23 protein-coding genes, 4 tRNA genes and 1 rRNA gene are annotated in these 26171 nt (G+C 44.8%); 27 read left to right on the top strand and 1 reads right to left on the bottom strand.

The window, feature by feature from the left end; translation table 11 throughout:
• Positions 1-37: 37 nt before the first annotated feature.
• The 4 genes from rrf to birA all read left to right on the top strand — a co-directional run bounded on the left by rrf (position 38) and on the right by birA (position 2752).
• Positions 38-153, top strand: a 5S ribosomal RNA gene (gene rrf / locus SHAL_RS21485).
• 100 nt (positions 154-253) lie between these two features.
• Positions 254-330: transfer RNA gene (locus tag SHAL_RS21480), tRNA-Asp, on the top strand.
• A 432-nt stretch (positions 331-762) separates the two neighbouring features.
• A complete protein-coding gene (gene murB / locus SHAL_RS21475; RefSeq protein ID WP_012279195.1) occupies positions 763-1788 on the top strand; it encodes a UDP-N-acetylmuramate dehydrogenase in 1026 nt (341 codons plus the stop codon).
• A 1-nt stretch (position 1789) separates the two neighbouring features.
• Positions 1790-2752, top strand: a complete 963-nt coding sequence (gene birA, locus SHAL_RS21470; protein ID WP_012279194.1) for a bifunctional biotin--[acetyl-CoA-carboxylase] ligase/biotin operon repressor BirA — start codon at positions 1790-1792, stop codon at positions 2750-2752.
• Between the two features lie 44 nt (positions 2753-2796).
• Here birA and coaA read toward each other — a convergent pair whose 3' ends face one another.
• On the bottom strand, positions 2797-3747 hold the full coding sequence (gene coaA, locus SHAL_RS21465; RefSeq protein ID WP_012279193.1) for a type I pantothenate kinase: 951 nt from the start codon (positions 3745-3747) through the stop codon (positions 2797-2799).
• 234 nt (positions 3748-3981) lie between these two features.
• Here coaA and SHAL_RS21460 point away from each other — a divergent pair.
• From SHAL_RS21460 to rplV, 23 genes are all read left to right on the top strand, one after another.
• Positions 3982-4057 (top strand) — tRNA-Thr (locus SHAL_RS21460).
• A gap of 7 nt (positions 4058-4064) precedes the next feature.
• A tRNA-Tyr gene (locus SHAL_RS21455) sits at positions 4065-4149 on the top strand.
• A gap of 35 nt (positions 4150-4184) precedes the next feature.
• Positions 4185-4258: transfer RNA gene (locus tag SHAL_RS21450), tRNA-Gly, on the top strand.
• A gap of 198 nt (positions 4259-4456) precedes the next feature.
• Positions 4457-5641, top strand: coding sequence for an elongation factor Tu (tuf, locus tag SHAL_RS21445; protein ID WP_012279183.1), 1185 nt, complete (start codon positions 4457-4459; stop codon positions 5639-5641).
• A gap of 287 nt (positions 5642-5928) precedes the next feature.
• Positions 5929-6300: a preprotein translocase subunit SecE gene (gene secE / locus SHAL_RS21440; RefSeq protein WP_012279192.1), complete on the top strand. Its 372-nt coding sequence runs from the start codon at positions 5929-5931 to the stop codon at positions 6298-6300.
• A 9-nt stretch (positions 6301-6309) separates the two neighbouring features.
• Positions 6310-6861 (top strand): transcription termination/antitermination protein NusG, encoded by a 552-nt coding sequence (gene nusG, locus SHAL_RS21435; RefSeq protein ID WP_012279191.1) that lies wholly within the window; start codon positions 6310-6312, stop codon positions 6859-6861.
• 125 nt (positions 6862-6986) lie between these two features.
• A complete protein-coding gene (rplK, locus tag SHAL_RS21430; protein ID WP_012279190.1) occupies positions 6987-7415 on the top strand; it encodes a 50S ribosomal protein L11 in 429 nt (142 codons plus the stop codon).
• A 4-nt stretch (positions 7416-7419) separates the two neighbouring features.
• On the top strand, positions 7420-8121 hold the full coding sequence (rplA, locus tag SHAL_RS21425) for a 50S ribosomal protein L1 (RefSeq protein ID WP_012279189.1): 702 nt from the start codon (positions 7420-7422) through the stop codon (positions 8119-8121).
• Between the two features lie 267 nt (positions 8122-8388).
• Positions 8389-8886: a 50S ribosomal protein L10 gene (gene rplJ, locus SHAL_RS21420; protein ID WP_012279188.1), complete on the top strand. Its 498-nt coding sequence runs from the start codon at positions 8389-8391 to the stop codon at positions 8884-8886.
• Positions 8887-8942: 56 nt separating this feature from the next.
• Positions 8943-9308 carry a 50S ribosomal protein L7/L12 gene (gene rplL, locus SHAL_RS21415; protein WP_012279187.1) on the top strand — a complete coding sequence of 122 codons (366 nt, stop codon included), beginning with the start codon at positions 8943-8945 and terminating at the stop codon, positions 9306-9308.
• Positions 9309-9548: 240 nt separating this feature from the next.
• Positions 9549-13580 (top strand): DNA-directed RNA polymerase subunit beta, encoded by a 4032-nt coding sequence (gene rpoB / locus SHAL_RS21410; RefSeq protein WP_041416169.1) that lies wholly within the window; start codon positions 9549-9551, stop codon positions 13578-13580.
• An 80-nt stretch (positions 13581-13660) separates the two neighbouring features.
• Positions 13661-17875 carry a DNA-directed RNA polymerase subunit beta' gene (rpoC, locus tag SHAL_RS21405; protein ID WP_012279185.1) on the top strand — a complete coding sequence of 1405 codons (4215 nt, stop codon included), beginning with the start codon at positions 13661-13663 and terminating at the stop codon, positions 17873-17875.
• Positions 17876-18064: 189 nt separating this feature from the next.
• A complete protein-coding gene (rpsL, locus tag SHAL_RS21400) occupies positions 18065-18439 on the top strand; it encodes a 30S ribosomal protein S12 (RefSeq protein ID WP_012153454.1) in 375 nt (124 codons plus the stop codon).
• An 80-nt stretch (positions 18440-18519) separates the two neighbouring features.
• Positions 18520-18990, top strand: a complete 471-nt coding sequence (gene rpsG, locus SHAL_RS21395) for a 30S ribosomal protein S7 (protein ID WP_012153455.1) — start codon at positions 18520-18522, stop codon at positions 18988-18990.
• 75 nt (positions 18991-19065) lie between these two features.
• Positions 19066-21162 carry an elongation factor G gene (gene fusA / locus SHAL_RS21390; RefSeq protein WP_012279184.1) on the top strand — a complete coding sequence of 699 codons (2097 nt, stop codon included), beginning with the start codon at positions 19066-19068 and terminating at the stop codon, positions 21160-21162.
• Between the two features lie 82 nt (positions 21163-21244).
• Positions 21245-22429, top strand: a complete 1185-nt coding sequence (gene tuf / locus SHAL_RS21385; protein WP_012279183.1) for an elongation factor Tu — start codon at positions 21245-21247, stop codon at positions 22427-22429.
• Between the two features lie 357 nt (positions 22430-22786).
• Positions 22787-23098 carry a 30S ribosomal protein S10 gene (gene rpsJ / locus SHAL_RS21380; protein WP_012279182.1) on the top strand — a complete coding sequence of 104 codons (312 nt, stop codon included), beginning with the start codon at positions 22787-22789 and terminating at the stop codon, positions 23096-23098.
• A gap of 24 nt (positions 23099-23122) precedes the next feature.
• Positions 23123-23761: a 50S ribosomal protein L3 gene (rplC, locus tag SHAL_RS21375; RefSeq protein ID WP_012279181.1), complete on the top strand. Its 639-nt coding sequence runs from the start codon at positions 23123-23125 to the stop codon at positions 23759-23761.
• A 17-nt stretch (positions 23762-23778) separates the two neighbouring features.
• Positions 23779-24384 carry a 50S ribosomal protein L4 gene (gene rplD / locus SHAL_RS21370; protein WP_012279180.1) on the top strand — a complete coding sequence of 202 codons (606 nt, stop codon included), beginning with the start codon at positions 23779-23781 and terminating at the stop codon, positions 24382-24384.
• Positions 24381-24683, top strand: coding sequence for a 50S ribosomal protein L23 (gene rplW / locus SHAL_RS21365; RefSeq protein ID WP_012279179.1), 303 nt, complete (start codon positions 24381-24383; stop codon positions 24681-24683). The genes rplD and rplW overlap by 4 nt, the downstream gene beginning before the upstream one ends.
• 17 nt (positions 24684-24700) lie before the next feature.
• Positions 24701-25528 (top strand): 50S ribosomal protein L2, encoded by an 828-nt coding sequence (rplB, locus tag SHAL_RS21360; RefSeq protein ID WP_012279178.1) that lies wholly within the window; start codon positions 24701-24703, stop codon positions 25526-25528.
• 11 nt (positions 25529-25539) lie between these two features.
• Complete coding sequence (rpsS, locus tag SHAL_RS21355) at positions 25540-25818, top strand: 30S ribosomal protein S19 (RefSeq protein WP_011863970.1); 279 nt, start codon at positions 25540-25542, stop codon at positions 25816-25818.
• A gap of 15 nt (positions 25819-25833) precedes the next feature.
• Entirely contained in the window at positions 25834-26166 is a 333-nt protein-coding gene (gene rplV / locus SHAL_RS21350) for a 50S ribosomal protein L22 (protein ID WP_012144645.1), read from the top strand.
• The last annotated feature ends 5 nt before the right edge of the window (positions 26167-26171 follow it).

Genomic DNA, 26171 nt, shown 5'->3' with positions numbered 1-26171 from the left:
GCTAGCGAGTAACAGCTTTTCAAATTTACCGAATTTGTCTGGAAACCATAGAGCTGTGGCACCACCTGAATCCATTCCGAACTCAGAAGTGAAACACAGTATCGCCGATGGTAGTGTGGGGTCTCCCCATGTGAGAGTAGGTCATTTCCAGGCGCTAAACATTGCTTAACTCAAAGAGATAAGCGAGTCTCCTAGCCCTGACAAGCTAGCGACTTAAAAAGAATTTAGCATTATGCGTAAGCACTTTGCTAAAGGAGCGGTAGTTCAGTTGGTTAGAATACCGGCCTGTCACGCCGGGGGTCGCGGGTTCGAGTCCCGTCCGCTCCGCCAACACAACGAAAAAAGCCTCATCGAAAGATGAGGCTTTTTTCGTTGTGATAAGCCCTAGCAACTCTTATAAACAAAGAGTGCTAGGGCTTTTTCGTATGTCTGTATTTTTTAATTTTTGAAGTGATGACGCGTGTTCTTTTAAAAGAGATTGTCCGCCCCTGCTTCGTGTTCGTAAGCTCACGGCTATCGCCGAATTCACCCACAAACATAAAGATGAGGTTTTTAGTGTAGAAATTGATCATCACTTGCCGATGCGCTTAATTTTGGCACACTTGGTGTTCGTTTTATACCCAACTTATGAAGCAGTTGGTGGTTCGAGATTGGCAAAGCCTGATGAACTCAGAAAGAATTGCAAGTGGCATAAAACGTTCGGCACTTCTTCGGTTTGGTACTTTAGGCTACAATGGCTTTTTACCTGTTAACGATACTCTGATGCCAACCTGTCAATCATATTCATTACAACCTCATAATACGTTCGCGTTAGCGCATTCGTGCCGTCGATTAGTTCATGCGTCATCTACTGACCAGCTGGTTGGAATCTGCCGGGATTTGTACCTTACGAAGGAGCCAATGCTTATTTTAGGTAGTGGCAGCAATATTATTCTCTGTGATGATTTCGAAGGTACAGTAGTGCTTGTTGAAACTAAAGGCATTGAAGTTTCAGATGATGAAACTTACTACGAACTGTCGGTTGCGGCTGGAGAGAATTGGCATGATTTTGTGTGTTTTTGTTTAGCCAACGGGTTTCCCGGGCTAGAGAATTTAGCCATGATCCCTGGAACGGTTGGTGCGGCTCCCATTCAGAATATCGGTGCCTATGGTGTTGAAATGTCGGGTTTTTGTGATTGGGTTGAATACGTAGATTTACGTGACAATAACCTCGTTCAATTGGGGGGCTATGCCTGTCAGTTCGGCTACCGAGATTCTATCTTTAAGCAAGAGTTGTTAGGCAAGGTTGTTATCACTCGAGTGGGATTTAAGTTGCCTAAAGCATGGGCTCCGAAACTCGAATATGGTCCACTTCAAATATTGAACTGTGCGCAAGTAACACCGAAACAAGTTTTTGATTGTATCTGTGATACTCGCAAGTCAAAGTTACCCGATCCTAAAGACTACGGTAATGCCGGCAGTTTTTTTAAAAACCCCGTTGTTGATAACAAACAGTTCGCAAGCTTGCTTGAGCGCTATCCAAGCATTGTTGGTTACCCTAGCGTCCAGGGTAAAACTAAAGTTGCAGCAGGCTGGTTAATCGATACTGCAGGTTTAAAAGGTCATCAAATTGGTGGTGCTGCTGTACACGAGAAACAAGCTTTAGTGCTAATCAATAAGGGGAATGCTACGAGTGATGATGTGCTATCACTCGCTAGGTTCGTCGTTGACAAAATAGATGAAGATTTTGGTATCAGGCTTGAACCTGAACCAAGAATGATTTCTGCTAATGGGGAGAGGAGTTTATAGCATGGCTGAACAATGGAGTCGTAAACGAGAGATCATATCAGAGTTAGCCACAGGAAAATTTGTCTCCGGAGAAACCTTAGCGGCAACTCTTGGGGTCTCTAGAACTGCGGTGAGTAATCATATTGCAGGACTTGAGGAATACGGTGTCGATATCTATAGCGTCAAAGGTAAAGGTTACCGTCTAAACGGACCTATTTCTTTGGTCGATGAGACTAAGCTGAAAAGCCAAATGAGTAACCGTTGCTTTTATTTTGATGAAATACCCAGTACCAATGCATTTATCCTTAAGCATGCAGAAGAGCTCATTTCCGGTGATATCTGCGTCGCTGAGTACCAGTCAGCAGGTCGAGGTCGGCGTGGTCGAGTCTGGGTATCTCCCTATGGTTGTCACTTATACTTTTCAATGTATTGGCAGTTTCCACAGGGCATGGCGCAAGCTATGGGCCTAAGTCTTGTGGTGGCGTGCTCCATTGTTTCAGTTTTGGAAAAATTGGGAGTAAAGGATGTCGGCGTCAAATGGCCGAATGATATTTACTTAGACAATAAAAAGCTTGCTGGCGTGTTAATTGAGATGAGTGGTCAGGCTGATAGTGAGTGCAATTTAGTCATTGGCATCGGCTTGAATATGGTAATGGGAGAGCAGCATGCTGCGCAGATCGACCAACCTTGGAGTGATTTATCAGGTCAAGCGAGGATGCCGGATAAAACAGCCTTATTAATTCTTTTACAGAAGCAATTACATCAAGACCTTAGCCTATTTCAGAACTCTGGTCTAACACCGTTTCAAGAACGTTGGCGTGCAGCCGATCTGTTTCAAGGCAAGCCCGTTAAATTACTGATGGGCCAGGATGAGATCCATGGTGTCTGTAGGGGAGTCGACGAGCAAGGGGCTATTGTCTTAGAAACTGATTCGGGATCACAGAGCTATATTGGCGGTGAAATTAGTCTACGTAGAATAGACTAACCCATCACGATAATTTCGCTAGCGCTTGAATCTAGTTTTGAAGATTATTTTCTTAATAGGACTTGATCCATCAAATGATCAGGTCCTTTTTGTAATATCAGATGGGCTCGTTCACGGGTTGGTAAAATATTTAAGGTTAAATTTGGTCCGTTAATCGTATCCCAAATATTTGAAGCTGTTGCAGTAGCCTCTTTATCACCGAGCTTTGAATAATGATGGAAATAAGAATTTTCTGAGCTAAACGCGCCAGTTCTAAATTGTAAAAACCTGTCTATATACCATTTCTTTAATAGCGATTCATTAGCATCGACATAGATTGAGAAGTCGACGAAATCTGAGACAAAAGGACGTTGTGTGTCAACTGGAGAGTCTTGCCCCGTTTGCAAAACATTGAGCCCTTCAATGATTAAAATATCAGGCTGACGGATCCATTGTTGTTCATCAGGAATACGATCATAAGTGATATGTGAGTATATCGGCGAGCTAACCGTTGCTTCACCAGCCTTAATGGCTGAAATAAACTCAACTAAGGCTTTCATATCGTAACTTTCAGGAAAACCTTTACGTTGCAACAAGCCACGTCGCTTAAGCTCGGCTAATGGATATAAAAAACCATCAGTAGTGATCAAATCGACTTTTGGATGTTCAGGCCAGTGGCTTAATAGTGCTTGCAAGATACGAGCTGTGGTACTTTTCCCCACAGCAACACTGCCTGCAATACTGATAATATAAGGGCGTTTGGGGGGCACGTGACCTAAGAACTCATTAAGTGCTAAACCTCTTTGCTGTTTTGCGCCAACATTAAGGTTAAGTAATCGGCTTAAAGGCAGATAAATATCGGTGACTTCAGATAATGAGATCTTCTCATTGATACCACGCAAGTCTGCCAAATCATTTTCACTGAGTGTTAATGGCACAGACTCTCGTAGACCTGCCCATTGTAGGCGCTGAAATGCGAGATAAAGAGCGTTGTGAATTTGGTTGGGTTGCGACATTGCGAAGTTCTCCGTTCAGGAGGGCACAGTACACTATGAATTTATTATGAACAACAGCAATGAGAACCATGATGCTGGCTTTAAGGACTAATTTGTTTTAAACGCCTTAAAAGTATACGCGAAGAGAACTATAAGCATAAAAAAACACCATTTAACGCTTTTTTTCAATAATATTTCACTTTTGCTATTGCACTTACGCTCACATTTCCATAATATCCGCTACCGAAATGACACGCCGGCATAGCTCAGTTGGTAGAGCAACTGACTTGTAATCAGTAGGTCCCGAGTTCGACTCTTGGTGCCGGCACCATTTCTCTGGAGGGGTTCCCGAGTGGCCAAAGGGATCAGACTGTAAATCTGACGGCTCAGCCTTCGAAGGTTCGAATCCTTCTCCCTCCACCATATTCTAGGTAGTTAGGTAACCTGAAGTAGGTTCCGCGGATGTCGTATAATGGTATTACTCCAGCCTTCCAAGCTGATAACGCGGGTTCGATTCCCGCCATCCGCTCCAAAATCTCGCTGATAATACTTAATCAGTAGAAAGCACTCGGTCTCGAGTGCTTTTTTCCCGTTTAAGACTACCTATCAGCTCTCTCCTGCTTCTCACCATTCTGATTATCTTACTAACTGATTCGATGACATTTTCTATGCATCGGATTTTTTGCTATATGCAGTTTCATCACCAAATACTTTGGATTGGGGCAATACCATGGCTAAAGAAAAATTTGAACGCGTAAAACCACACGTAAACGTTGGTACCATTGGACACGTTGACCATGGTAAAACTACTCTAACTGCTGCTATTTCTTCGGTATTAACGAAGACTTACGGTGGTACTAAGCGTGATTTCGCACAGATCGATAACGCTCCAGAAGAGCGTGAGCGCGGTATTACAATTAATACTTCTCACATCGAGTATGATACTCCAGCACGTCACTACGCACACGTAGACTGTCCAGGTCACGCGGATTATGTTAAAAACATGATCACTGGTGCTGCACAGATGGACGGCGCTATCCTAGTAGTAGCTTCTACAGATGGTCCAATGCCACAGACTCGTGAGCACATCCTGCTTTCACGTCAGGTTGGCGTACCATTCATCATCGTATTCATGAACAAGTGTGACATGGTTGATGACGAAGAGCTTCTAGAACTAGTAGAAATGGAAGTTCGTGAACTTCTATCTGAATATGACTTCCCAGGTGATGACCTACCAGTTATCCAAGGTTCTGCGCTTAAAGCCCTTGAAGGCGAGCCAGAGTGGGAAGCTAAGATCCTTGAGCTTGCAGAAGCACTAGATACTTATATTCCAGAGCCAGAGCGTGCTATCGATGGTGCATTCATTCTTCCAATCGAAGATGTTTTCTCAATCGCTGGTCGTGGTACTGTTGTTACTGGTCGTGTCGAGCGCGGTATCGTCCGTGTTGGCGACGAAGTAGAAATCGTTGGTATCAAAGATACAACTAAGTCTACTTGTACTGGTGTTGAAATGTTCCGTAAGCTTCTTGACGAAGGTCGTGCTGGCGAGAACTGTGGTGTTCTTCTACGTGGTATCAAGCGTGAAGATGTTGAGCGTGGTCAGGTTCTTGCTGCTCCTGGTTCAATCACTCCACACACAACTTTCAAGTCAGAAATCTATGTTCTGTCTAAAGAAGAAGGCGGACGTCACACTCCATTCTTCAAAGGCTACCGTCCACAGTTCTACTTCCGTACAACTGACGTAACCGGTACTATCGAATTGCCAGAAGGCGTAGAGATGGTAATGCCTGGTGACAACGTAGCTATGACAGTAACTCTTATTGCTCCAATCGCGATGGACGAAGGTTTACGCTTCGCTATCCGTGAAGGTGGCCGTACAGTTGGTGCTGGTGTTGTAGCTGAGATCGTTGCTTAATTAGCAATTGTCTTAACTCGATACTGAAAAAGGCAGCTTAGGCTGCCTTTTTTGTTTTTATTGCATTTAGGTTTAATTTGTTAGTGAAGCTGGGCTATGTATTCTTGCCAAATAAGTGGAATAAGAATACAATCTATGACCGATTTTTGACTCGTTGATTATACTTAAGTTAAGTATGTCGAGTAGTCGCCAGTTCGGATAGCTAGTCTGACTGAATTTTTCACTGAGCAAAATACTATTTATTAGTGTCACTTGACTCAGAACGTAGTGAGTAACGGAATTAACCGATGACAACAAATACTGAAAGCCAGGGTAACTCTCTGGATATCGTAAAGTGGAGCCTAGTCGTAATCTTGTTGGCTGCTGCAATTATTGGCAATCAATATTTTAATGAAGCAAGTGTCGTTGTACGCGCCCTAGGTGTAGTCGTGACTTTTGCTATCGCTGGTTTCATCGCGTTGCAAACAGAGAAAGGCAAGCAAGCTTTAACTTTTGCTCGTGAATCACAGATTGAAGTTCGTAAAGTGGTTTGGCCTACGCGTCAAGAAGCACTCAATACAACTTTCATTGTATTAGCTGCAACAGCCGTTTTAGGTTTAATCCTTTGGGGCCTAGATGCAGTATTGCTTAGAATTGTTAATTTTATTACAGGCGTATAGGCATTAAGTATGACTGAAGCTACTGAAGCTAAAAAGAGATGGTATGTAATTCAAGCGTTTTCCGGCTATGAAGGCCGTGTTTGCAAAACCTTGCTTGAACATATCAGAATGCACGAAATGGAAGCCTACTTTGGTGAGGTGTTAGTCCCTACTGAAGAAGTCGTTGAAATGCGTGCAGGCCAACGTCGTAAGAGCGAACGTAAATTTTTCCCTGGCTATGTACTAGTGCAGATGGAAATGAATGATGAAAGCTGGCACTTGGTTAAGAGTATTCCTCGTGTAATGGGCTTCATCGGTGGTACGTCTGATCGTCCTGCTCCAATTTCTGATAAAGAAGCTGATGCGATTCTTCAGCGTCTTCAAGAAACTACTGAGTCTCCAACGCATCGCGTTATGTTTGAGCCTGGTGAAGTTGTTCGTGTTACTGACGGACCTTTTGCTGACTTCAACGGTACTGTTGAAGAAGTGGATTATGAGAAGAACCGCGTTAAGGTTTCTGTGATGATCTTCGGTCGCTCGACTCCAGTAGAACTTGATTTTAGTCAGATTGAAAAAAGCTGATTAAATAAAGCACGAATTTTGTTTGAAATGGGTGTGAATTTATATATAATTCGCACCCATATTTTTCGGGGAGCTTTTCAGCATAGTGTTGATAGCGTTTGTACCCAAACTTGAGGAAATGTCTCATGGCAAAGAAAGTTGATGGTTACATCAAACTGCAAGTCGCAGCCGGTGCTGCAAACCCGTCGCCACCAGTAGGCCCAGCATTGGGTCAGAAAGGTGTTAACATCATGGAATTCTGTAAAGCATTCAACGCTCGTACTGATAAGTTCGAGAAAGGTATGCCAATTCCAGTAGTTATCACTGTTTACTCTGATCGCTCTTTCACTTTCGAAACTAAGACTCCACCTGCGTCTTTCCTACTGCTTAAAGCAGCTGGTCTGAAATCAGGTTCTGGCCGTCCTAACACGGAAAAAGTGGGAACTATCAAGCGTAGCGCTGTCCAGGAAATTGCTGAGACTAAAGCCGCTGATATGACTGGTGCTGATATTGAAGCGATGACTCGCTCAATTGAAGGTACTGCGCGTTCAATGGGTTTGGTAGTAGAGGACTAATATAATGGCAAAGCTAACTAAACGCGCTCGTCTAATCCGCGAGAAAGTTGAAGCGACTAAAAGCTACGACATCAATGAAGCTGTTGCACTACTTAAAGAACTAGCTACTGCTAAGTTCCTTGAAAGTGTTGACGTTGCGGTTAACCTTGGTGTTGATCCACGTAAATCTGACCAAAACGTTCGTGGCGCAACTGTGCTACCACACGGTACTGGTCGTGACGTACGTGTTGCTGTGTTCACTCAAGGTGCTAACGCTGAAGCTGCTAAAGAAGCTGGTGCTGAGCTTGTTGGTATGGACGAGCTTGCTGCGCAAATTAAAGCTGGCGAAATGAACTTCGACGTAGTTATCGCATCTCCAGATGCAATGCGCGTTGTTGGTATGTTAGGTCAAATCTTAGGCCCACGTGGTCTAATGCCTAACCCAAAAACTGGTACTGTAACGCCAAACGTTGCTGAAGCAGTTAAGAACGCTAAAGCGGGTCAAGTACGCTACCGTAACGATAAGAACGGTATCATCCACACTACTATCGGTAAAGTGGACTTCGAACCAGCTCAACTTAAGGAAAACTTAGAAGCACTACTTGGCGCACTTAAAAAAGCCAAGCCAGCTGCAGCTAAAGGCGTTTTCATTAAGAAAGTAAGCATCTCTACCACTATGGGTGCAGGTGTTGCGGTTGACCAGGGTACTCTGGAAGACGCAAAGTAAATTTACAACGGGTGCGTATTAGTCTATAATGCGCGCACTTTGTAGGGTTGGGGCTGTGATTTAACTTTTAGGTTAATGAATGGCCTCCGTCCAAGACCGTAGGTGTTTGTTCAAGTAACACACTTAATTTCCTGCGTAGACGGTGTCGGACCCCAGATAGATTTTTGTCTGCTGGAATTTTTCGCGCCGTAAGTCGCTAAATATCTATGATATTTAGCATGGTAATTGCTAGGGAGTTTTCCCTAGATAGAATCCAGGAGTATACCAATGGCGTTAGGACTCGAAGACAAAAAAGCGATTGTTGCTGAAGTCAACGAAGCTGCCAAAGGTGCTTTATCTGCAGTTGTAGCCGATTCTCGCGGTGTAACTGTAGCTAATATGACCGGACTGCGTAAAGCAGCTCGTGAAGCAGGAGTGTACATTCGTGTTGTACGTAATACTCTTGTTAAACGTGCTGTTGCTGGTACTGATTTTGAGTGCCTAAGCGATACGTTTACTGGTCCTACTTTGATTGCATTCTCTACTGAGCACCCAGGTGCAGCTGCGCGTCTTCTTAAAGATTTCGCTAAAGCGCAAGAGAAGTTTGAAATCAAGGCAGCAGCCTTTGAAGGGGAATTAATCCCTGCAGAAAATATTGATCGTTTAGCAAAACTACCAACTTACGAAGAAGCACTAGCTCAGTTCATGATGACTCTAAAAGAAGCATCTGCTGGCAAGTTCGTTCGTACATTGGCCGCTTTACGCGATCAGAAAGAAGCTGCTTAATTTTATAAGCCGCTTTAATTTAAAATTGAATTCAGTACAATTAGGAAACTTTTGTTATGTCTATCACTAAAGACCAAATCTTAGAAGCCCTTGCAGCAATGTCTGTAATGGAAGTTGTTGAACTAATCGAAGCAATGGAAGAGAAGTTCGGCGTATCTGCTGCTGCTGCTGTTGTTTCTGGTGGCGGCGAAGCTGCTGCTGCTGAAGAGAAAACAGAATTCGACGTAATTCTTACTTCTCACGGCGCAAACAAAGTTGCTGTAATTAAAGCTCTTCGTGGCGCTACAGGTCTAGGCCTGAAAGAAGCTAAGACTATGGCTGAATCTTCTCCAATAGCTGTTAAAGAAGCTATCTCTAAAGAAGAAGCTGATGCTCTTAAAGCTGATCTTGAAGCAGCTGGTGCTGAAGTAGAGATCAAGTAAGTTATACTATAACTTACAAACCTCCCGAGTAATCGGGTGGAGGCTGGCGGTTTTTTAACCGTCGGCCTTTTTTGCGCTGTAAGCGCAGGCGATTTTTTTTTCACCGTTTATCGCCAGATTTCGCAGTTCCTAGCAGAGATTACTGGTTAGGTTCTTGCTATCAACGGTGATGGGCAAACGCGCTGTCTCAATAATTAAGTTGATTCAGTCTTGGTCACATCTCGCAATCAGAGGAAACCCATGGTTTACTCCTATTCTGAAAAGAAGCGTATTCGCAAAGACTTTGGTAAACGTCCACGTGTTCTGGACATCCCTTACCTTTTGTCAATCCAGTTGGACTCTTTTAAGAAGTTCACCGATCAAGATCCTACAGGTGAGCGTGGCTTCGAAGCTGCCTTCCGTAGCGTTTTTCCCATCAAGAGCTTTTCTGGTAATTCTGAGCTGCAATATGTCAGCTACAAACTAGGTGAGCCAGTTTTTGATGTGAAAGAGTGTCAAATCCGCGGTGTTACATACTCTGCACCTCTACGCGTTAAATTGCGTATGGTTCTGTATGACCGTGAAGCGGCACCTGGCACAGTAAAAGACATTAAAGAACAAGAAGTCTATATGGGGGATATCCCTCTTATGACTGACAACGGTACCTTTGTTATCAATGGTACTGAGCGTGTAATCGTATCTCAGCTACACCGTAGCCCGGGCGTATTCTTTGATCATGACCGTGGTAAAACCCACTCTTCAGGTAAGGTGTTATATAACGCACGTATTATTCCTTACCGTGGTTCTTGGTTAGATTTTGAATTCGATCCGAAAGATGCACTGTTTGTTCGTATTGACCGTCGTCGTAAGTTAGCGGCATCGATCATTCTGCGCGCTTTAGATTATTCAACTCAAGATATTCTTGACCTGTTCTTCGATCGCGTAAACTTTAAGATCAAGAAAGATTCACTAGTAATGGATCTTGTTGCTGACCGTCTACGTGGCGAAACAGCAAGCTATGATATTAAAGACGCTGAAGGCACTGTTCTTGTTGAGAAGGGTCGTCGCATCACTGCACGTCATATTCGCCAACTTGAAAAGTCAAACACTACTGAGCTTGAAGTACCAGTTGAATACATCTCTGGTAAGATTTCTGGTCAAGATTATATTGATCCAGATACTGGCGAAGTATTGGTTTCTGCTAACGCAGAGATCAGCCTAGAAGATCTAGCTAAGTTATCTATGGCTGGCATCAAAGAGATCAGCACACTGTATATCAACGAGCTTGATAACGGCGCTTATATCTCTGACACTCTACGTATCGATTCAACAACTAACCGCCTAGAAGCGCTAGTTGAAATCTACCGTATGATGCGTCCAGGTGAGCCACCAACCAAAGATGCAGCAGAAGCACTATTTAACAATCTATTCTTCAGCGAAGAACGTTATGATCTATCTAAAGTAGGTCGTATGAAGTTCAACCGTCGTCTAAGCATTGATGACGATGAAGGTACTGGTATTCTTTCTAAAGAAGATATCGTTGCCGTGATGAAGAATATTATTGCTATCCGCAACGGTTTTGACGAAGTAGATGATATCGATCACCTAGGTAACCGTCGTATCCGTAGTGTTGGCGAAATGGCTGAAAACCAGTTCCGTGTAGGTCTTGTTCGTGTTGAACGTGCCGTACGTGAGCGTTTAAGCCTTGGTGATCTTAATGAGCTAATGCCTCAAGATCTGATCAACGCTAAGCCAATCTCTGCAGCTGTTAAAGAATTCTTTGGCTCTTCACAGCTTTCACAGTTCATGGACCAAAACAACCCATTGTCAGAAGTAACGCATAAGCGTCGTATTTCTGCTCTAGGTCCTGGTGGTTTGACTCGTGAACGTGCTGGTTTCGAAGTTCGAGACGTACACCCGACTCACTACGGTCGTCTATGTCCAATCGAAACGCCAGAAGGTCCAAACATTGGTTTGATCAACTCGTTGTCAACCTTTGCTCGTACTAACAACTATGGCTTCCTAGAAACACCTTACCGCAAGGTTATCGATGGTGTGGTTACTGATGAGGTTGATTACCTTTCAGCAATCGAAGAGGGCCGTTATGTTATCGCACAGGCTATCGTTCAGCTAGATGAGAACGGTCGCATGATGGACGAGCTAATTGCTTGTCGTCATAAAGGTGATTCAACCTTTATGGGTGCAGCTGACATCCAGTATATGGACGTTTCACCACAACAGATTATTTCTGTTGCGGCATCGCTAATTCCGTTCCTAGAACACGATGACGCGAACCGTGCATTGATGGGTGCGAACATGCAACGTCAGGCTGTTCCAACACTAAAGGCCGATAAGCCGCTAGTTGGTACAGGTATTGAGCGTACACTTGCTGTTGACTCAGGCGTGGTTGTTGCTGCTAAGCGTGGTGGTTATGTTGACTACGTTGATGCGAGCCGTATCGTTGTTAAAGTTAACGAAGCTGAGCTAACTCCAGGCGAAGCGGGTATCGATATCTACAACTTGACCAAATACACGCGTTCTAACCAGAACACTTGTATTAACCAGCGTCCTTGTTGTTCTGTTGGTGACCCAATTGTTCGTGGCGACGTACTTGCCGATGGTCCATCTACCGACTTAGGTGATTTGGCTCTTGGTCAGAACATGCGTATCGCGTTCATGCCTTGGAACGGTTACAACTTCGAGGATTCGATCTTAATCTCTGAGCGTGTAGCTCAGGAAGACCGTTTCACGACTATCCACATTCAAGAGCTTTCGTGTATCGCTCGTGATACTAAGTTGGGTAGTGAAGAGATCACTGCTGATATTCCAAACGTTGGTGAGTCTGCGCTTTCTAAGCTTGACGAATCAGGTATCGTTTATATCGGTGCAGAAGTTAAGGGTGGTGACATCCTAGTTGGTAAAGTGACACCTAAGGGTGAAACACAGCTGACTCCAGAAGAGAAACTTCTCCGTGCGATCTTTGGCGAAAAAGCCTCTGACGTTAAAGACAGCTCTCTACGTGTACCTAACTCTGTTAAGGGTACTATCATCGACGTACAAGTATTTACTCGTGACGGCGTTGAGAAAGATAAGCGTGCTGTAGAAATCGAAGAGATGCATATTGCTCAGGCTAAGAAGGACTTGACTGAAGAGTTCAAGATTCTTGAAGATGGTGTTCTTGGTCGTGCTCGCAATCTGTTATTAGCGACAGGTTTCGATGAAGCCCAGCTTAATGCGATTCCACGTTCTCAGTTGTTGGTTCAAACCATCGATGATGAAGCGAAGCAAACTGAGCTAGAACAACTAGCTGAGCAAGCGGAAGAGCTAAAAGCCGATTTCGATAAGAAGTTTGAAATCAAACGCCGCAAGATCACTCAAGGTGATGATTTAGCACCTGGCGTACTTAAGATCGTTAAGGTTTACCTAGCGGTTAAGCGTACTATCCAGCCTGGTGATAAGATGGCGGGTCGTCATGGTAACAAGGGTGTAATCTCTAAGATTTGTCCTGTTGAAGACATGCCATACGACGAGAAGGGTAATCCAGTAGATATCGTATTGAATCCACTAGGTGTACCTTCACGTATGAACATCGGTCAGGTACTTGAAGTTCATATGGGTGCTGCCGCTAAAGGTATCGGTAATCGTATTACTGAGATGCTTGAAGAGCAGCGCGAATTGGCAGAACTTCGCGGATACATTAAGCAAGTTTATGAATTAGGTGACGAAGTAATTCAAAAAGTCGACATCGATTCATTCACTGATGATGAAATCTTGCGTCTTGCTAAAAACCTAAAAGGCGGTGTACCGATTGCTACACCTGCGTTTGATGGTGCCAAAGAGAAAGAGATCAAGCAGATGCTTGAACTTGCAGGCTTGCCACAATCTGGTCAGTTAACACTGATTGATGGTCGTACTGGTAATGAATTTGAGCGTAAAGTAACCGTAGGTTACATGTACATGCTCAAGCTTAACCACTTGGTTGACGATAAGATGCACGCTCGTTCTACGGGTTCGTACAGTCTTGTTACTCAGCAGCCATTGGGTGGTAAAGCACAGTTCGGTGGTCAGCGTTTCGGTGAGATGGAAGTATGGGCACTTGAAGCTTACGGTGCAGCATATACCCTTCAGGAAATGCTAACTGTTAAGTCAGATGATGTGAACGGTCGTACTCAGATGTATAAGAACATCGTCGACGGTAACTATCAGATGCAACCAGGTATGCCTGAATCTTTCAACGTATTGTTGAAAGAGATCCGTTCGCTCGGTATCAACATTGAGTTGGATACCAAGTAAAACTGGTTACCGCCTCTATTTGGCAAAATCGGTGCTCTGCATTAGCAGAGCGCCTGATTTAACTCCTTCAGGAGAGAAACGTGAAAGATTTATTAAAGTTTCTGAAACAGCAAAGCAAGACTGAAGAATTTGATGGAATCAAGATTGGCCTAGCGTCACCTGATTTGATCCGTTCTTGGTCTTTTGGTGAAGTTAAGAAGCCAGAAACCATTAACTACCGTACATTCAAGCCTGAACGTGAAGGCTTATTCTGTGCACGTATTTTTGGTCCAGTAAAAGATTACGAATGTTTATGCGGTAAGTATAAGCGTCTTAAGCACCGTGGTGTGATCTGTGAAAAGTGTGGCGTTGAAGTTACACAGACTAAAGTACGTCGTGAGCGTATGGGTCACATCGATCTTGCTAGCCCAGTGGCACACATTTGGTTCTTGAAGTCACTTCCGTCTCGTATCGGTTTGATGCTTGACATGACTCTTCGTGATATCGAACGTGTACTTTACTTCGAATCTTTCGTAGTAATCGAGCCTGGCATGACCAGCCTTGAGCGCGGTCAAATGCTGACAGAAGAAAACTATCTGGATGCATTGGAAGAGTACGGTGATGAATTCGACGCCAAGATGGGTGCTGAAGCAGTTCTAGAATTGCTACGTGCTATCGATCTTGAGAAAGAAATTGAAATGATGCGCGAAGAACTGCCATCAATCAATTCTGAGACTCGTCGTAAGAAGGTCACTAAGCGTCTTAAGCTTGTTGAGGCATTCTTCACATCAGGTAACAAGCCTGAGTGGATGATCCTTAAAGTGCTACCGGTTCTACCACCAGATCTACGTCCTCTAGTTCCACTAGATGGCGGACGTTTTGCTACCTCTGATTTGAACGACCTTTACCGTCGTGTAATCAACCGTAACAACCGTCTAAAGCGTCTGTTAGATCTAGCTGCTCCAGATATCATCGTACGTAACGAAAAGCGTATGTTGCAAGAATCTGTTGATGCGCTATTGGATAACGGTCGTCGTGGTCGTGCTATTACAGGTTCTAACAAGCGTCCGCTTAAATCTTTGGCCGATATGATCAAAGGTAAGCAAGGTCGTTTCCGTCAGAACTTGCTAGGTAAGCGTGTTGACTATTCTGGTCGTTCGGTAATTACCGTAGGTCCTACTTTACGTCTACACCAGTGTGGTCTTCCTAAGAAGATGGCACTTGAGCTATTCAAGCCATTCATCTATGGCAAGCTAGAAGGTCGTGGCTTAGCGACTACCATTAAAGCTGCTAAGAAGATGGTTGAGCGCGAAGTTCCAGAAGTTTGGGACGTGCTAGATGACGTGATCCGCGAACACCCAGTGATGCTTAACCGTGCACCAACACTGCACAGACTAGGTATCCAGGCATTTGAGCCAGTACTAATCGAAGGTAAAGCGATTCAGCTTCACCCATTGGTTTGTGCGGCATACAACGCCGACTTCGACGGTGACCAAATGGCTGTTCACGTGCCACTAACTCTGGAAGCACAGTTAGAAGCACGTTCACTAATGATGTCAACCAACAACATCTTGTCACCTGCAAACGGTGAGCCGGTGATTACACCATCTCAAGACGTTGTATTGGGTCTTTACTACACAAGCCGTGAGCGTATTAACGGCAAGGGTGAAGGCATGGCGTTCTCTGATGTGGCTGAAGCTGAAAAAGCTTACCGCACAGGTGTTGCTGAGCTACATGCTCGCGTTAAGGTACGTATTACCGAAACTGCGACCAATGAAGCTGGCGAAAAAGTGAAGACACGTCGTATCGTAGATACAACGGTTGGTCGTGCATTGCTTTCACAGATCCTGCCTAAAGGTCTTTCTTATGATTTGGTTAACCAAAACATGGGTAAGAAGCAGATCTCTAAGCTATTGAACACTTGTTACCGTCAACTAGGTCTTAAAGATACTGTTATCTTTGCTGACCAATTGATGTATACCGGTTTCCATTTTGCAACTATCTCGGGTGCCTCTGTAGGTATCGACGATATGGTTATTCCAGATGAGAAATACACCTTAGTTGCTGACGCAGAAGCGGAAGTTCTTGAAATTCAAGAGCAGTTCCAATCAGGTCTAGTAACCGCTGGTGAGCGTTACAACAAAGTAATCGATATCTGGGCAAGTGCGAACGAAAAAGTTTCTAAAGCGATGATGGCTAACCTGTCTAAAGAGACAGTGATTAACCGTGATGGCGAAGAGGAACAACAAGAATCGTTCAACAGCATCTACATGATGGCCGACTCAGGCGCTCGTGGTAGTGCTGCACAGATTCGACAGTTGGCCGGTATGCGTGGTCTGATGGCTAAGCCAGATGGCTCAATCATCGAAACCCCAATTGTGGCTAACTTCCGTGAAGGTCTAAACGTATCTCAGTACTTTATTTCTACTCACGGTGCGCGTAAAGGTCTTGCGGATACGGCATTGAAGACAGCTAACTCTGGTTACCTGACTCGTCGTCTAGTAGACGTTGCTCAAGATTTAGTTGTAATCGAAGATGACTGTGGAACGTTCGAAGGTCTGACTATGAAACCGCTTATTGAAGGTGGTGATGTAGTTGAGCCGTTACGTGAACGTGTTCTTGGTCGTGTTGTTGCACAAGATGTGTTCAAGCCTGGTACTGCAGAAGTACTTGTGCCACGTAACACGCTTCTAGACGAAGCATGGTGTGACATCATTGAAGATAACTCTATCGACGAAATGATTGTTCGCTCAGTCATCAGCTGTGATACAGACTTCGGTGTTTGTAAGTTCTGTTATGGTCGTGATTTGGCCCGTGGTCATATCATCAACCAAGGTGAAGCGATTGGTGTTGTTGCTGCTCAGTCTATTGGTGAGCCAGGAACACAGCTTACGATGCGTACTTTCCACATCGGTGGTGCGGCATCTCGAGCTTCAGCTGAGAACAACGTTCAAGTTAAGAACTCTGGTACGCTTAAGTTACACAATGCTAAGTTTGTAACTAACAGCAACGGTAAGCTGGTAATCGTATCTCGTTCTTCTGAGCTAGCTATTATTGATGAGCTAGGTCGTGAGAAAGAGCGTTATAAGGTTCCTTACGGTACTGTACTTGAGAAGTTGGAAGATGACGGCGTAGCTGCTGGCGAGATTATCGCTAAGTGGGATCCGCATACTCACCCAATTATCACAGAAGTGGCGGGTAGTATTAAGTTCGTAGATATGATTGAAGGTGTCACTATGACACGTCAAACAGACGAACTAACTGGTCTGTCTTCAATCGTGGTTCTAGAAGTAGGTCAACGTCCTACAGCTGGTAAAGAGATGCGCCCTATGATCCGTCTAGTTGCTGCTGATGGTAGCGACTTGATGATCCCAGGTACTGAAGTACCTGCGCAATACTTCTTGCCTGGTCACGCGATTGTGAACCTTGATGATAACGCACCAATTAACGTTGGTGATGCATTAGCACGTATTCCTCAAGAATCTTCTAAGACTCGCGATATTACCGGTGGTCTACCACGCGTAGCTGACTTGTTCGAAGCGCGTAAGCCAAAAGAGCCTGCAATTCTTGCTGAAGTATCGGGAACTATCTCGTTCGGTAAAGAAACCAAAGGTAAGCGTCGTCTAGTAATCACCCCTGCAGATGGTGGTGAGCACTATGAAGAGATGATCCCTAAGTGGCGTAACCTAAACGTGTTCGAAGGTGAAAAAGTTGAACGCGGTGAAGTTATTGCTGATGGTGCAGAAGCGGCACACGACATTCTACGTCTACGTGGTATCCACAATGTGGCTAACTACATCGTGAATGAAGTACAGGACGTTTACCGTCTACAGGGCGTTAAGATCAACGATAAGCACATTGAGGTGATTATTCGCCAGATGCTGCGTAAGTGTGAGATTGTTGACGCTGGTGACAGTGAATTCCTACCGGGTGAACAAGCTGAAGTATCTCGTGTTAAGATCGCTAACCGCGAACTTGAAGCACAAGGTAAGCAGCCTGCTACATTCGAGCGTGAACTTCTTGGTATTACCAAGGCATCACTTGCGACTGAATCGTTCATCTCTGCAGCATCGTTCCAGGAGACCACTCGTGTTCTTACTGAAGCCGCTGTTGGTGGTAAGAGCGATAAATTACGTGGTCTGAAAGAGAACGTAATTGTTGGTCGTCTAATCCCTGCTGGTACGGGTTACTCATACCACCAGAAGCGTGCTGAAGCTGCTGCTAAACCAGCTGTGACAGAAGCTACCTCGATTAGTGCAAGTGAAGCTGAGCAGAACCTTGCAGATCTTCTAAATCTAGCTGGTAGCAACGATTAATCGGTGCTTAAAAGTAAACAGATTGTAAAAAAGGCGCGTTTAGCGCCTTTTTTTTACTTTAAATCGGTTAAAAGTTGTCTATTTCTTGACAGAAACCTCATACACTTCTAAAATTTCGCGTCCCACACCTGTGGGATATAGATTTTTCACACCTTACTGTTGATTTAGTCAACTGATTCGGAGCTATACATGGCAACTGTAAACCAGTTGGTACGTAAGCCTCGCGCACCGAAAGTCGATAAGACTAACGTTCCTGCGCTAGCTGCGTGTCCACAAAAGCGTGGTGTTTGTACTCGCGTATACACAACCACACCAAAAAAACCTAACTCTGCACTACGTAAAGTAGCTCGTGTGCGTCTAACTAACGGTTTCGAAGTAACTTCGTACATCGGCGGTGAAGGCCACAACCTGCAGGAACACAGCGTAATTCTAATCCGTGGCGGTCGTGTAAAAGACTTACCGGGTGTGCGTTACCACACTGTACGCGGCGCATTAGACTGTGCTGGTGTAAGTGAACGTCGTCAAGGTCGTTCTAAGTACGGTGCTAAGCGTCCTAAGTCTTAACGTTTTCCGTTAAGTAAGGCCAAGCTAGTTTTTATTGAGATTCCAGTTTTGGGGTCCCTGAAGCATACGGAGAAATTGTTATGCCAAGACGTCGCGTTGTAGGACAACGTAAAATCCTACCAGATCCAAAGTTCAAAAGTGAGTTGCTGGCTAAGTTCATCAACGTCATCATGCAGGACGGCAAAAAGTCGACTGCAGAAAAAATTATCTACAAGGCACTAGATACTGCGTCTGAAAAGAAAGGCGAAGATCATTTAGTAATCCTTGAAGCAGCCCTGGACAACGTACGTCCATCAGTCGAGGTTAAATCTCGTCGTGTTGGTGGTTCTACTTACCAGGTACCATGTGAAGTTCGTCCAGTGCGTCGTAACGCACTAGCGATGCGCTGGTTGGTTGAAGCTGCACGTAAGCGTGGTGAAAAATCTATGGCTTTACGTCTAGCAGGTGAAATGTTAGACGCATCTGAAAACAAAGGTACTGCTGTTAAGAAGCGCGAAGACGTGCATCGTATGGCAGAAGCAAACAAAGCGTTTGCTCATTACCGCTGGTAATATCTTGGCGTGGGTTATATCCCACGCCTTACTTACATTGCTAACACTCAGATTAAGCTAAAGAGGGTATAAATCGTGGCTCGTACAACTCCAATTGAGCGCTATCGTAATATCGGTATCTGTGCTCATGTTGACGCTGGTAAAACCACTACTACCGAACGTGTTCTATTCTACACCGGCTTATCTCATAAGATTGGTGAAGTTCATGATGGCTGTGCCACTATGGATTGGATGGAGCAGGAGCAGGAACGTGGGATTACCATCACTTCAGCCGCAACGACTACTTTCTGGCGCGGAATGGATGCGCAGTTCACTGAGCACCGCATTAACATCATCGACACTCCAGGCCACGTCGACTTCACGATTGAAGTAGAACGTTCTTTGCGAGTACTAGATGGTGCTGTGGTTGTTTTTTGTGGCTCATCAGGGGTAGAACCTCAATCTGAGACTGTTTGGCGACAGGCTGATAAGTATCATGTGCCGCGCTTAGTGTTCATCAATAAGATGGACCGCGCAGGTGCAAACTTTGATAGCGTAGTCGACCAGATCCGTAATCGCCTTGGTGCGACTTGTGTACCTATTCAACTGAATATTGGTGCAGAAGAAGATTTCAAGGGTGTCGTCGATTTGATCAAAATGAAAGCCATTAACTGGTCTGATGAAGATCAAGGTATGACTTTCACTTATGAAGCTATTCCAGAGCATTTAGCCGAGAAAGCCGCAGAAATGCGTGAGTATTTGGTTGAAAGTGCAGCGGAAGCTACAGAAGAGCTGATGGATAAGTACCTAGAAGATGGGGAACTTTCAGAAGAAGAGATCAAAAGCGCACTGCGTTTACGTACCTTAAACAATGAAATCGTATTGGCAACTTGTGGTTCTGCATTTAAGAACAAGGGTGTACAAGCGGTTTTAGATGCTGTGGTAGATTTTCTACCATCTCCAGTCGAAGTCCCCCCAATTAAGGGGATTGACGACAATGAAGAAGAGACATCGCGTCAAGCTGACGACAATGCTCCATTCTCAGCATTAGCGTTTAAGATTGCGACAGACCCATTCGTGGGCACTTTAACCTTTATGCGTGTTTACTCAGGTGTATTGGAAAGCGGTGCTGGCGTATATAACTCTGTTAAGCAAAAACGTGAGCGTATTGGTCGTATGGTGCAGATGCACGCTAATGACCGTCAAGAGATTAAAGAAGTACGCGCTGGCGACATCGCGGCTGCTATTGGTCTTAAAGACGTGACTACTGGCGATACATTATGTGACATCGATCATAAAGTAATTTTAGAGCGTATGGATTTTCCAGAGCCTGTAATTACTATCGCCGTTGAACCAAGAACCAAGGCGGACCAGGACAAGATGGGAATTGCATTGCAAAAACTTGCAATGGAAGATCCGTCATTCCGTGTTGAAACTGATGAAGAATCGGGACAAACACTGATCTCTGGTATGGGTGAGCTACACTTAGACATCATCGTCGACCGTATGCGTCGTGAGTTTGGTGTTGAGTGTAATGTAGGTAAACCACAAGTTGCATATCGCGAGACTATCCGCAAAACAGTGGAAGTCGAGGGTAAATTCATACGCCAATCTGGTGGTCGAGGTCAATTCGGTCACGTTTGGTTAAAGCTAGAACCTCAAGAAGAAGGTTTTGGTTATGAATTTGTCAACGCAATTGTTGGTGGTGTGGTTCCAAAGGAATACATTCCAGCAGTTGATAAGGGTATTCAAGAGCAGATGAAGAGCGGTGTAATAGCTGGCTACCCTGTTCTCGACGTAAAGGTTACTCTGTTTGATGGTTCATATCATGATGTGGACTCGAACGAGATGGCCTTTAAAGTCGCTGGTTCAATGGGCTTTAAAAAGGGAGCGCTTGACGCAGACCCTGCCTTACTTGAACCTTGCATGAAAGTTGAAGTGACAACACCTGAAGATTATATGGGTGATGTTGTCGGAGACTTAAACCGTCGTCGCGGCCTCATTGAAGGCATGGATGACGGCATTGCAGGTGTAAAGCTTGTACATGCAACAGTACCATTATCTGAAATGTTTGGTTATGCAACCGATTTGCGCTCTGCTAGTCAGGGTCGTGCTTCTTACTCAATGGAGTTTTTGAAGTATTCTGACGCACCGCAAAATGTTACTAAAGCAATAATAGAAGCCAGAGGCTAAACAGACTCACTCTATTGTTGATATACTTAATTGCTATTGCTCGGTTTTTAGCCGAGCATTTCTGAAAAGAAAGGAATATATCGTGGCTAAAGAAAAATTTGAACGCGTAAAACCGCATGTTAACGTTGGTACTATCGGACACGTTGACCATGGTAAAACTACTCTAACTGCAGCTATTTCTTCGGTATTAACGAAGACTTACGGTGGTACTAAGCGTGATTTCGCACAGATCGATAACGCTCCAGAAGAGCGTGAGCGCGGTATTACAATTAATACTTCTCACATCGAGTATGACACTCCAGCACGCCACTACGCACACGTAGACTGTCCAGGTCACGCGGATTATGTTAAAAACATGATCACTGGTGCTGCACAGATGGACGGCGCTATCCTAGTAGTAGCTTCTACAGATGGTCCAATGCCACAGACTCGTGAGCACATCCTGCTTTCACGTCAGGTTGGCGTACCATTCATCATCGTATTCATGAACAAGTGTGACATGGTTGATGACGAAGAGCTTCTAGAACTAGTAGAAATGGAAGTTCGTGAACTTCTATCTGAATATGACTTCCCAGGTGATGACCTACCAGTTATCCAAGGTTCTGCGCTTAAAGCCCTTGAAGGCGAGCCAGAGTGGGAAGCTAAGATCCTTGAGCTTGCAGAAGCACTAGATACTTATATTCCAGAGCCAGAGCGTGCTATCGATGGTGCATTCATTCTTCCAATCGAAGATGTTTTCTCAATCGCTGGTCGTGGTACTGTTGTTACTGGTCGTGTCGAGCGCGGTATCGTCCGTGTTGGCGACGAAGTAGAAATCGTTGGTATCAAAGATACAACTAAGTCTACTTGTACTGGTGTTGAAATGTTCCGTAAGCTTCTTGACGAAGGTCGTGCTGGCGAGAACTGTGGTGTTCTTCTACGCGGTATCAAGCGTGAAGATGTTGAGCGTGGTCAGGTTCTTGCTGCTCCTGGTTCAATCACTCCACACACAACTTTCAAGTCAGAAATCTATGTTCTGTCTAAAGAAGAAGGCGGACGTCACACTCCATTCTTCAAAGGCTACCGTCCACAGTTCTACTTCCGTACAACTGACGTAACCGGTACTATCGAATTGCCAGAAGGCGTAGAGATGGTAATGCCTGGTGACAACGTAGCTATGACAGTAACTCTTATTGCTCCAATCGCGATGGACGAAGGTTTACGCTTCGCTATCCGTGAAGGTGGCCGTACAGTTGGTGCTGGTGTTGTAGCTGAGATCGTTGCTTAATTAGCAATTGTCTTAACTCGATACTGAAAAAGGCAGCTTAGGCTGCCTTTTTTGTTGCCTGAATAAAAGTCAGGCTAGGGCTGGTAATCCTGATCTTACTATGTATAATGACGCCACTTTGTTGAAATCCTTCTATTTGACGGTATTTCAAACAACGGGCTTGATCTCAGTGTTGAAATCAGTATAATAGCCCCTCGCCTTAACCATTAGGCGATTTAAATTGTCTACCTTCGGGTTGACGTAAAAAAACAGCGGCTCCAATTGTGAGTCGAACGGTTAAATCATCTCACTCTGCTTTTCCTATAAGGAAATTTGCTAGAGGTGATTTTTTTGTGTACATTTTAGGAGCTCTGGTCAATGCAGAACCAAAGAATCCGTATCCGCTTGAAAGGATTTGATCATCGTTTGATTGATCAGTCTACTGCGGAAATCGTTGAAACTGCTAAGCGTACCGGCGCGCAGGTTCGTGGTCCAATTCCACTACCAACGCGTAAAGAACGTTTCACCATTTTGACTTCTCCACACGTTAATAAAGATGCGCGTGATCAGTACGAACTACGTACTCATAAGCGTCTTGTTGATATCGTTGAACCAACAGAGAAGACTGTAGATGCACTTATGCGTCTTGATCTTGCAGCTGGTGTTGACGTTCAAATTAGCTTGGGTTAATTGAGCTTAGAAGAGGTTTGAGAGATGGCTATCGGTCTTATCGGTCGTAAAGTAGGTATGACTCGCATCTTCAATGAAGATGGCGCGTCAGTACCTGTAACAGTAATTGAAATTGCTGCTAACCGTGTAACCCAAGTGAGAACTTTGGATACAGATGGTTACCGTGCACTTCAAGTGACTACTGGTACAAAAAAAGCTAATCGCATCACTAAACCAGAAGCAGGTCACTTTGCTAAGGCTGGCGTTGAAGCTGGTCGTGGTTTGTGGGAAATGCGTTTGGCAGATGGTGAAGGTGAAGGCATCGAAGTTGGTGCTGAGCTAAATGTAGATATCTTCGCTGACATAGCGAAAGTTGATGTTACTGGTCAATCAAAGGGTAAGGGCTTCCAAGGCGGTATTAAGCGTTGGAACTTCGCGATGCAAGATGCAACCCATGGTAACTCACTGGCACATAGATCTAACGGTTCTATTGGTCAAAACCAAACACCTGGTCGCGTTTTCAAAGGTAAGAAAATGTCTGGCCACATGGGTGCTGAGCGTGTTACGACACAGAATCTAGAAGTAATTCGTGTAGATGCTGAACGTAACCTGCTTTTGGTTAAGGGTGCAGTTCCAGGCGCTACTAATGGCGACCTGATCATCAAACCAGCTGTTAAAGCTTAAGGTCTGAGGAGATAGTAATGGAATTGGTATTGAAAGACGCACAGAGTGCTCTTGAAGTTTCCGAAGCTACCTTTGGCCGTGACTTTAATGAAGCACTGGTTCATCAGGTAGTTGTAGCTTACGCTGCAAACGCGCGTCAGGGCACTCGTGCTCAAAAGACTCGCGCAGAAGTAACTGGCTCTGGCAAGAAGCCATGGCGCCAAAAAGGTACTGGCCGCGCACGTGCTGGTACTGTTAAAGGCCCAATCTGGCGTGGCGGTGGCGTAACATTCGCTGCTAAAACACAAGATCACAGCCAAAAAGTAAACAAGAAGATGTACCGCGGAGCGCTGAAAAGCATTTTCTCTGAATTGGTACGTCAAGACCGTCTTATCGTTGTTGAATCATTTGGTGTTGATGCTCCTAAAACTAAAGAGCTGAAAGCCAAGTTAGATGCAATGCAACTTCAAGATGTGTTGATTGTTACTCCAGAAGTTGACGAGAACTTGTTCTTAGCTGCTCGTAACTTGTACAAAGTTGATGTTCGTGATGTTGCTGGTGTTGATCCAGTTAGCCTTATCGCATTCGACAAAGTACTCGTAACCGCTGAAGCTATTAAGCAAATCGAGGAGATGCTGGGATGATAAGCGAAGAACGTTTGTTAAAAGTGATTCTTGCTCCACATATCTCTGAAAAGAGTACTGTGAATGCAGAGAAGAACAATACAGTTGTTTTCCGTGTAGCTATCGATGCAACTAAAGCTGAAGTTAAAGCTGCAGTAGCACAGCTATTCGAAGTTGAAGTCGATTCAGTTCGCACTTTGGTTAACAAAGGTAAAACCAAACGCACAGGCGCCCGTACTGGCCGTCGTAGCGATTGGAAAAAAGCCTATGTTACTCTAGCTGAAGGTGCTGACATCGATTTCGTCGGCGGCGCTGAATAAGGCAAAGGAGAATTATCATGGCAGTTATTAAGTGTAAGCCAACCTCTCCAGGTCGTCGCCACTTAGTTAAAGTGGTGAACAGCGATCTGCATAAAGGTAAACCTTTTGCAGGCCTGTTGGCGAAAAAATCTAAAAGTGGTGGCCGTAACAATACGGGTCGCATCACTGTCCGCCACATTGGTGGTGGTCATAAGCAACATTATCGTCTAATCGACTTTAAGCGTAATAAAGACGGTATCCCTGCGAAGGTTGAGCGTTTGGAATATGATCCAAACCGTACAGCTAACATCGCATTGGTACTATACGCTGACGGTGAGCGTCGTTATATCCTTGCCGCTAAAGGCATGCAAGCTGGTGATAAGATCCAGTCTGGTATCGATGCAGAGATCAAGAGCGGTAACGCAATGCCTCTACGTAATATCCCTGTGGGTAGCGTAGTGCACGCAGTCGAAATGAAGCCTGGTAAAGGTGCTCAGATCGCGCGTTCAGCTGGTGCTTATGTACAAGTTATTGCTCGTGACGGCGCATACGCCACTCTACGTCTTCGCTCTGGCGAAATGCGTAAAGTGCCGGTTGATTGCCGCGCGACATTGGGTGAAGTTGGTAATGCCGAGCATATGCTACGCCAGTTAGGTAAAGCAGGTGCTAAACGCTGGAGAGGCGTACGCCCAACAGTTCGTGGTGTTGCAATGAACCCAGTAGATCACCCACATGGTGGTGGTGAAGGCCGTACTTCTGGTGGTCGTCATCCTGTATCTCCATGGGGTCAGCCTACTAAGGGTTATAAGACTCGTAGTAATAAACGCACCGACAAGTACATTGTACGTCGTCGCAATAAAAAGTAAGAGGATTCGCCATGCCACGTTCTCTCAAGAAAGGTCCATTCATTGACCTACACTTGCTGAAGAAGGTAGAGAAAGCGATGGAAGCTGGAGACAAGAAGCCTATTAAGACTTGGTCTCGCCGCTCTATGATCATTCCTAACATGATTGGAATGACCATCGCTGTCCATAATGGTCGTCAGCACGTACCTGTGTTCGTAACTGACGAAATGATCGGCCACAAGCTTGGTGAATTTTCACCAACTCGCACTTATCGCGGCCATGCTGCAGATAAGAAAGCGAAGAAGCGTTAATACGGGAGACATAAGATGGAAGTTTTAGCTAAACATCGTTTTGCCCGTACGTCGCCTCAAAAGTGTCGTTTGGTTGCAGATCAAATCCGTGGACTGCCTGTTGCTAAGGCTCTCGAAATTCTAACTTTCAGCCCTAAGAAAGCTGCAGTACTTGTTAAGAAAGTACTGGACTCTGCTATCGCTAATGCTGAGCACAATGAAGGTGCTGACATTGACGAACTAAGAGTTGGAGCGATTATGATCGATGAAGGTCCAACTATGAAGCGTATCATGCCACGTGCCAAAGGCCGTGCTGATCGTATAATCAAGCGCACCAGCCACATTACTGTGGTTGTGTCAGATCGCTAGGAGTT

This window comes from Shewanella halifaxensis HAW-EB4, from assembly GCF_000019185.1.
Lineage (GTDB): Bacteria > Pseudomonadota > Gammaproteobacteria > Enterobacterales > Shewanellaceae > Shewanella > Shewanella halifaxensis.
Note: the sequence above shows the minus strand (reverse complement) of the source record. Positions and strands in the feature narration are given on the sequence as shown.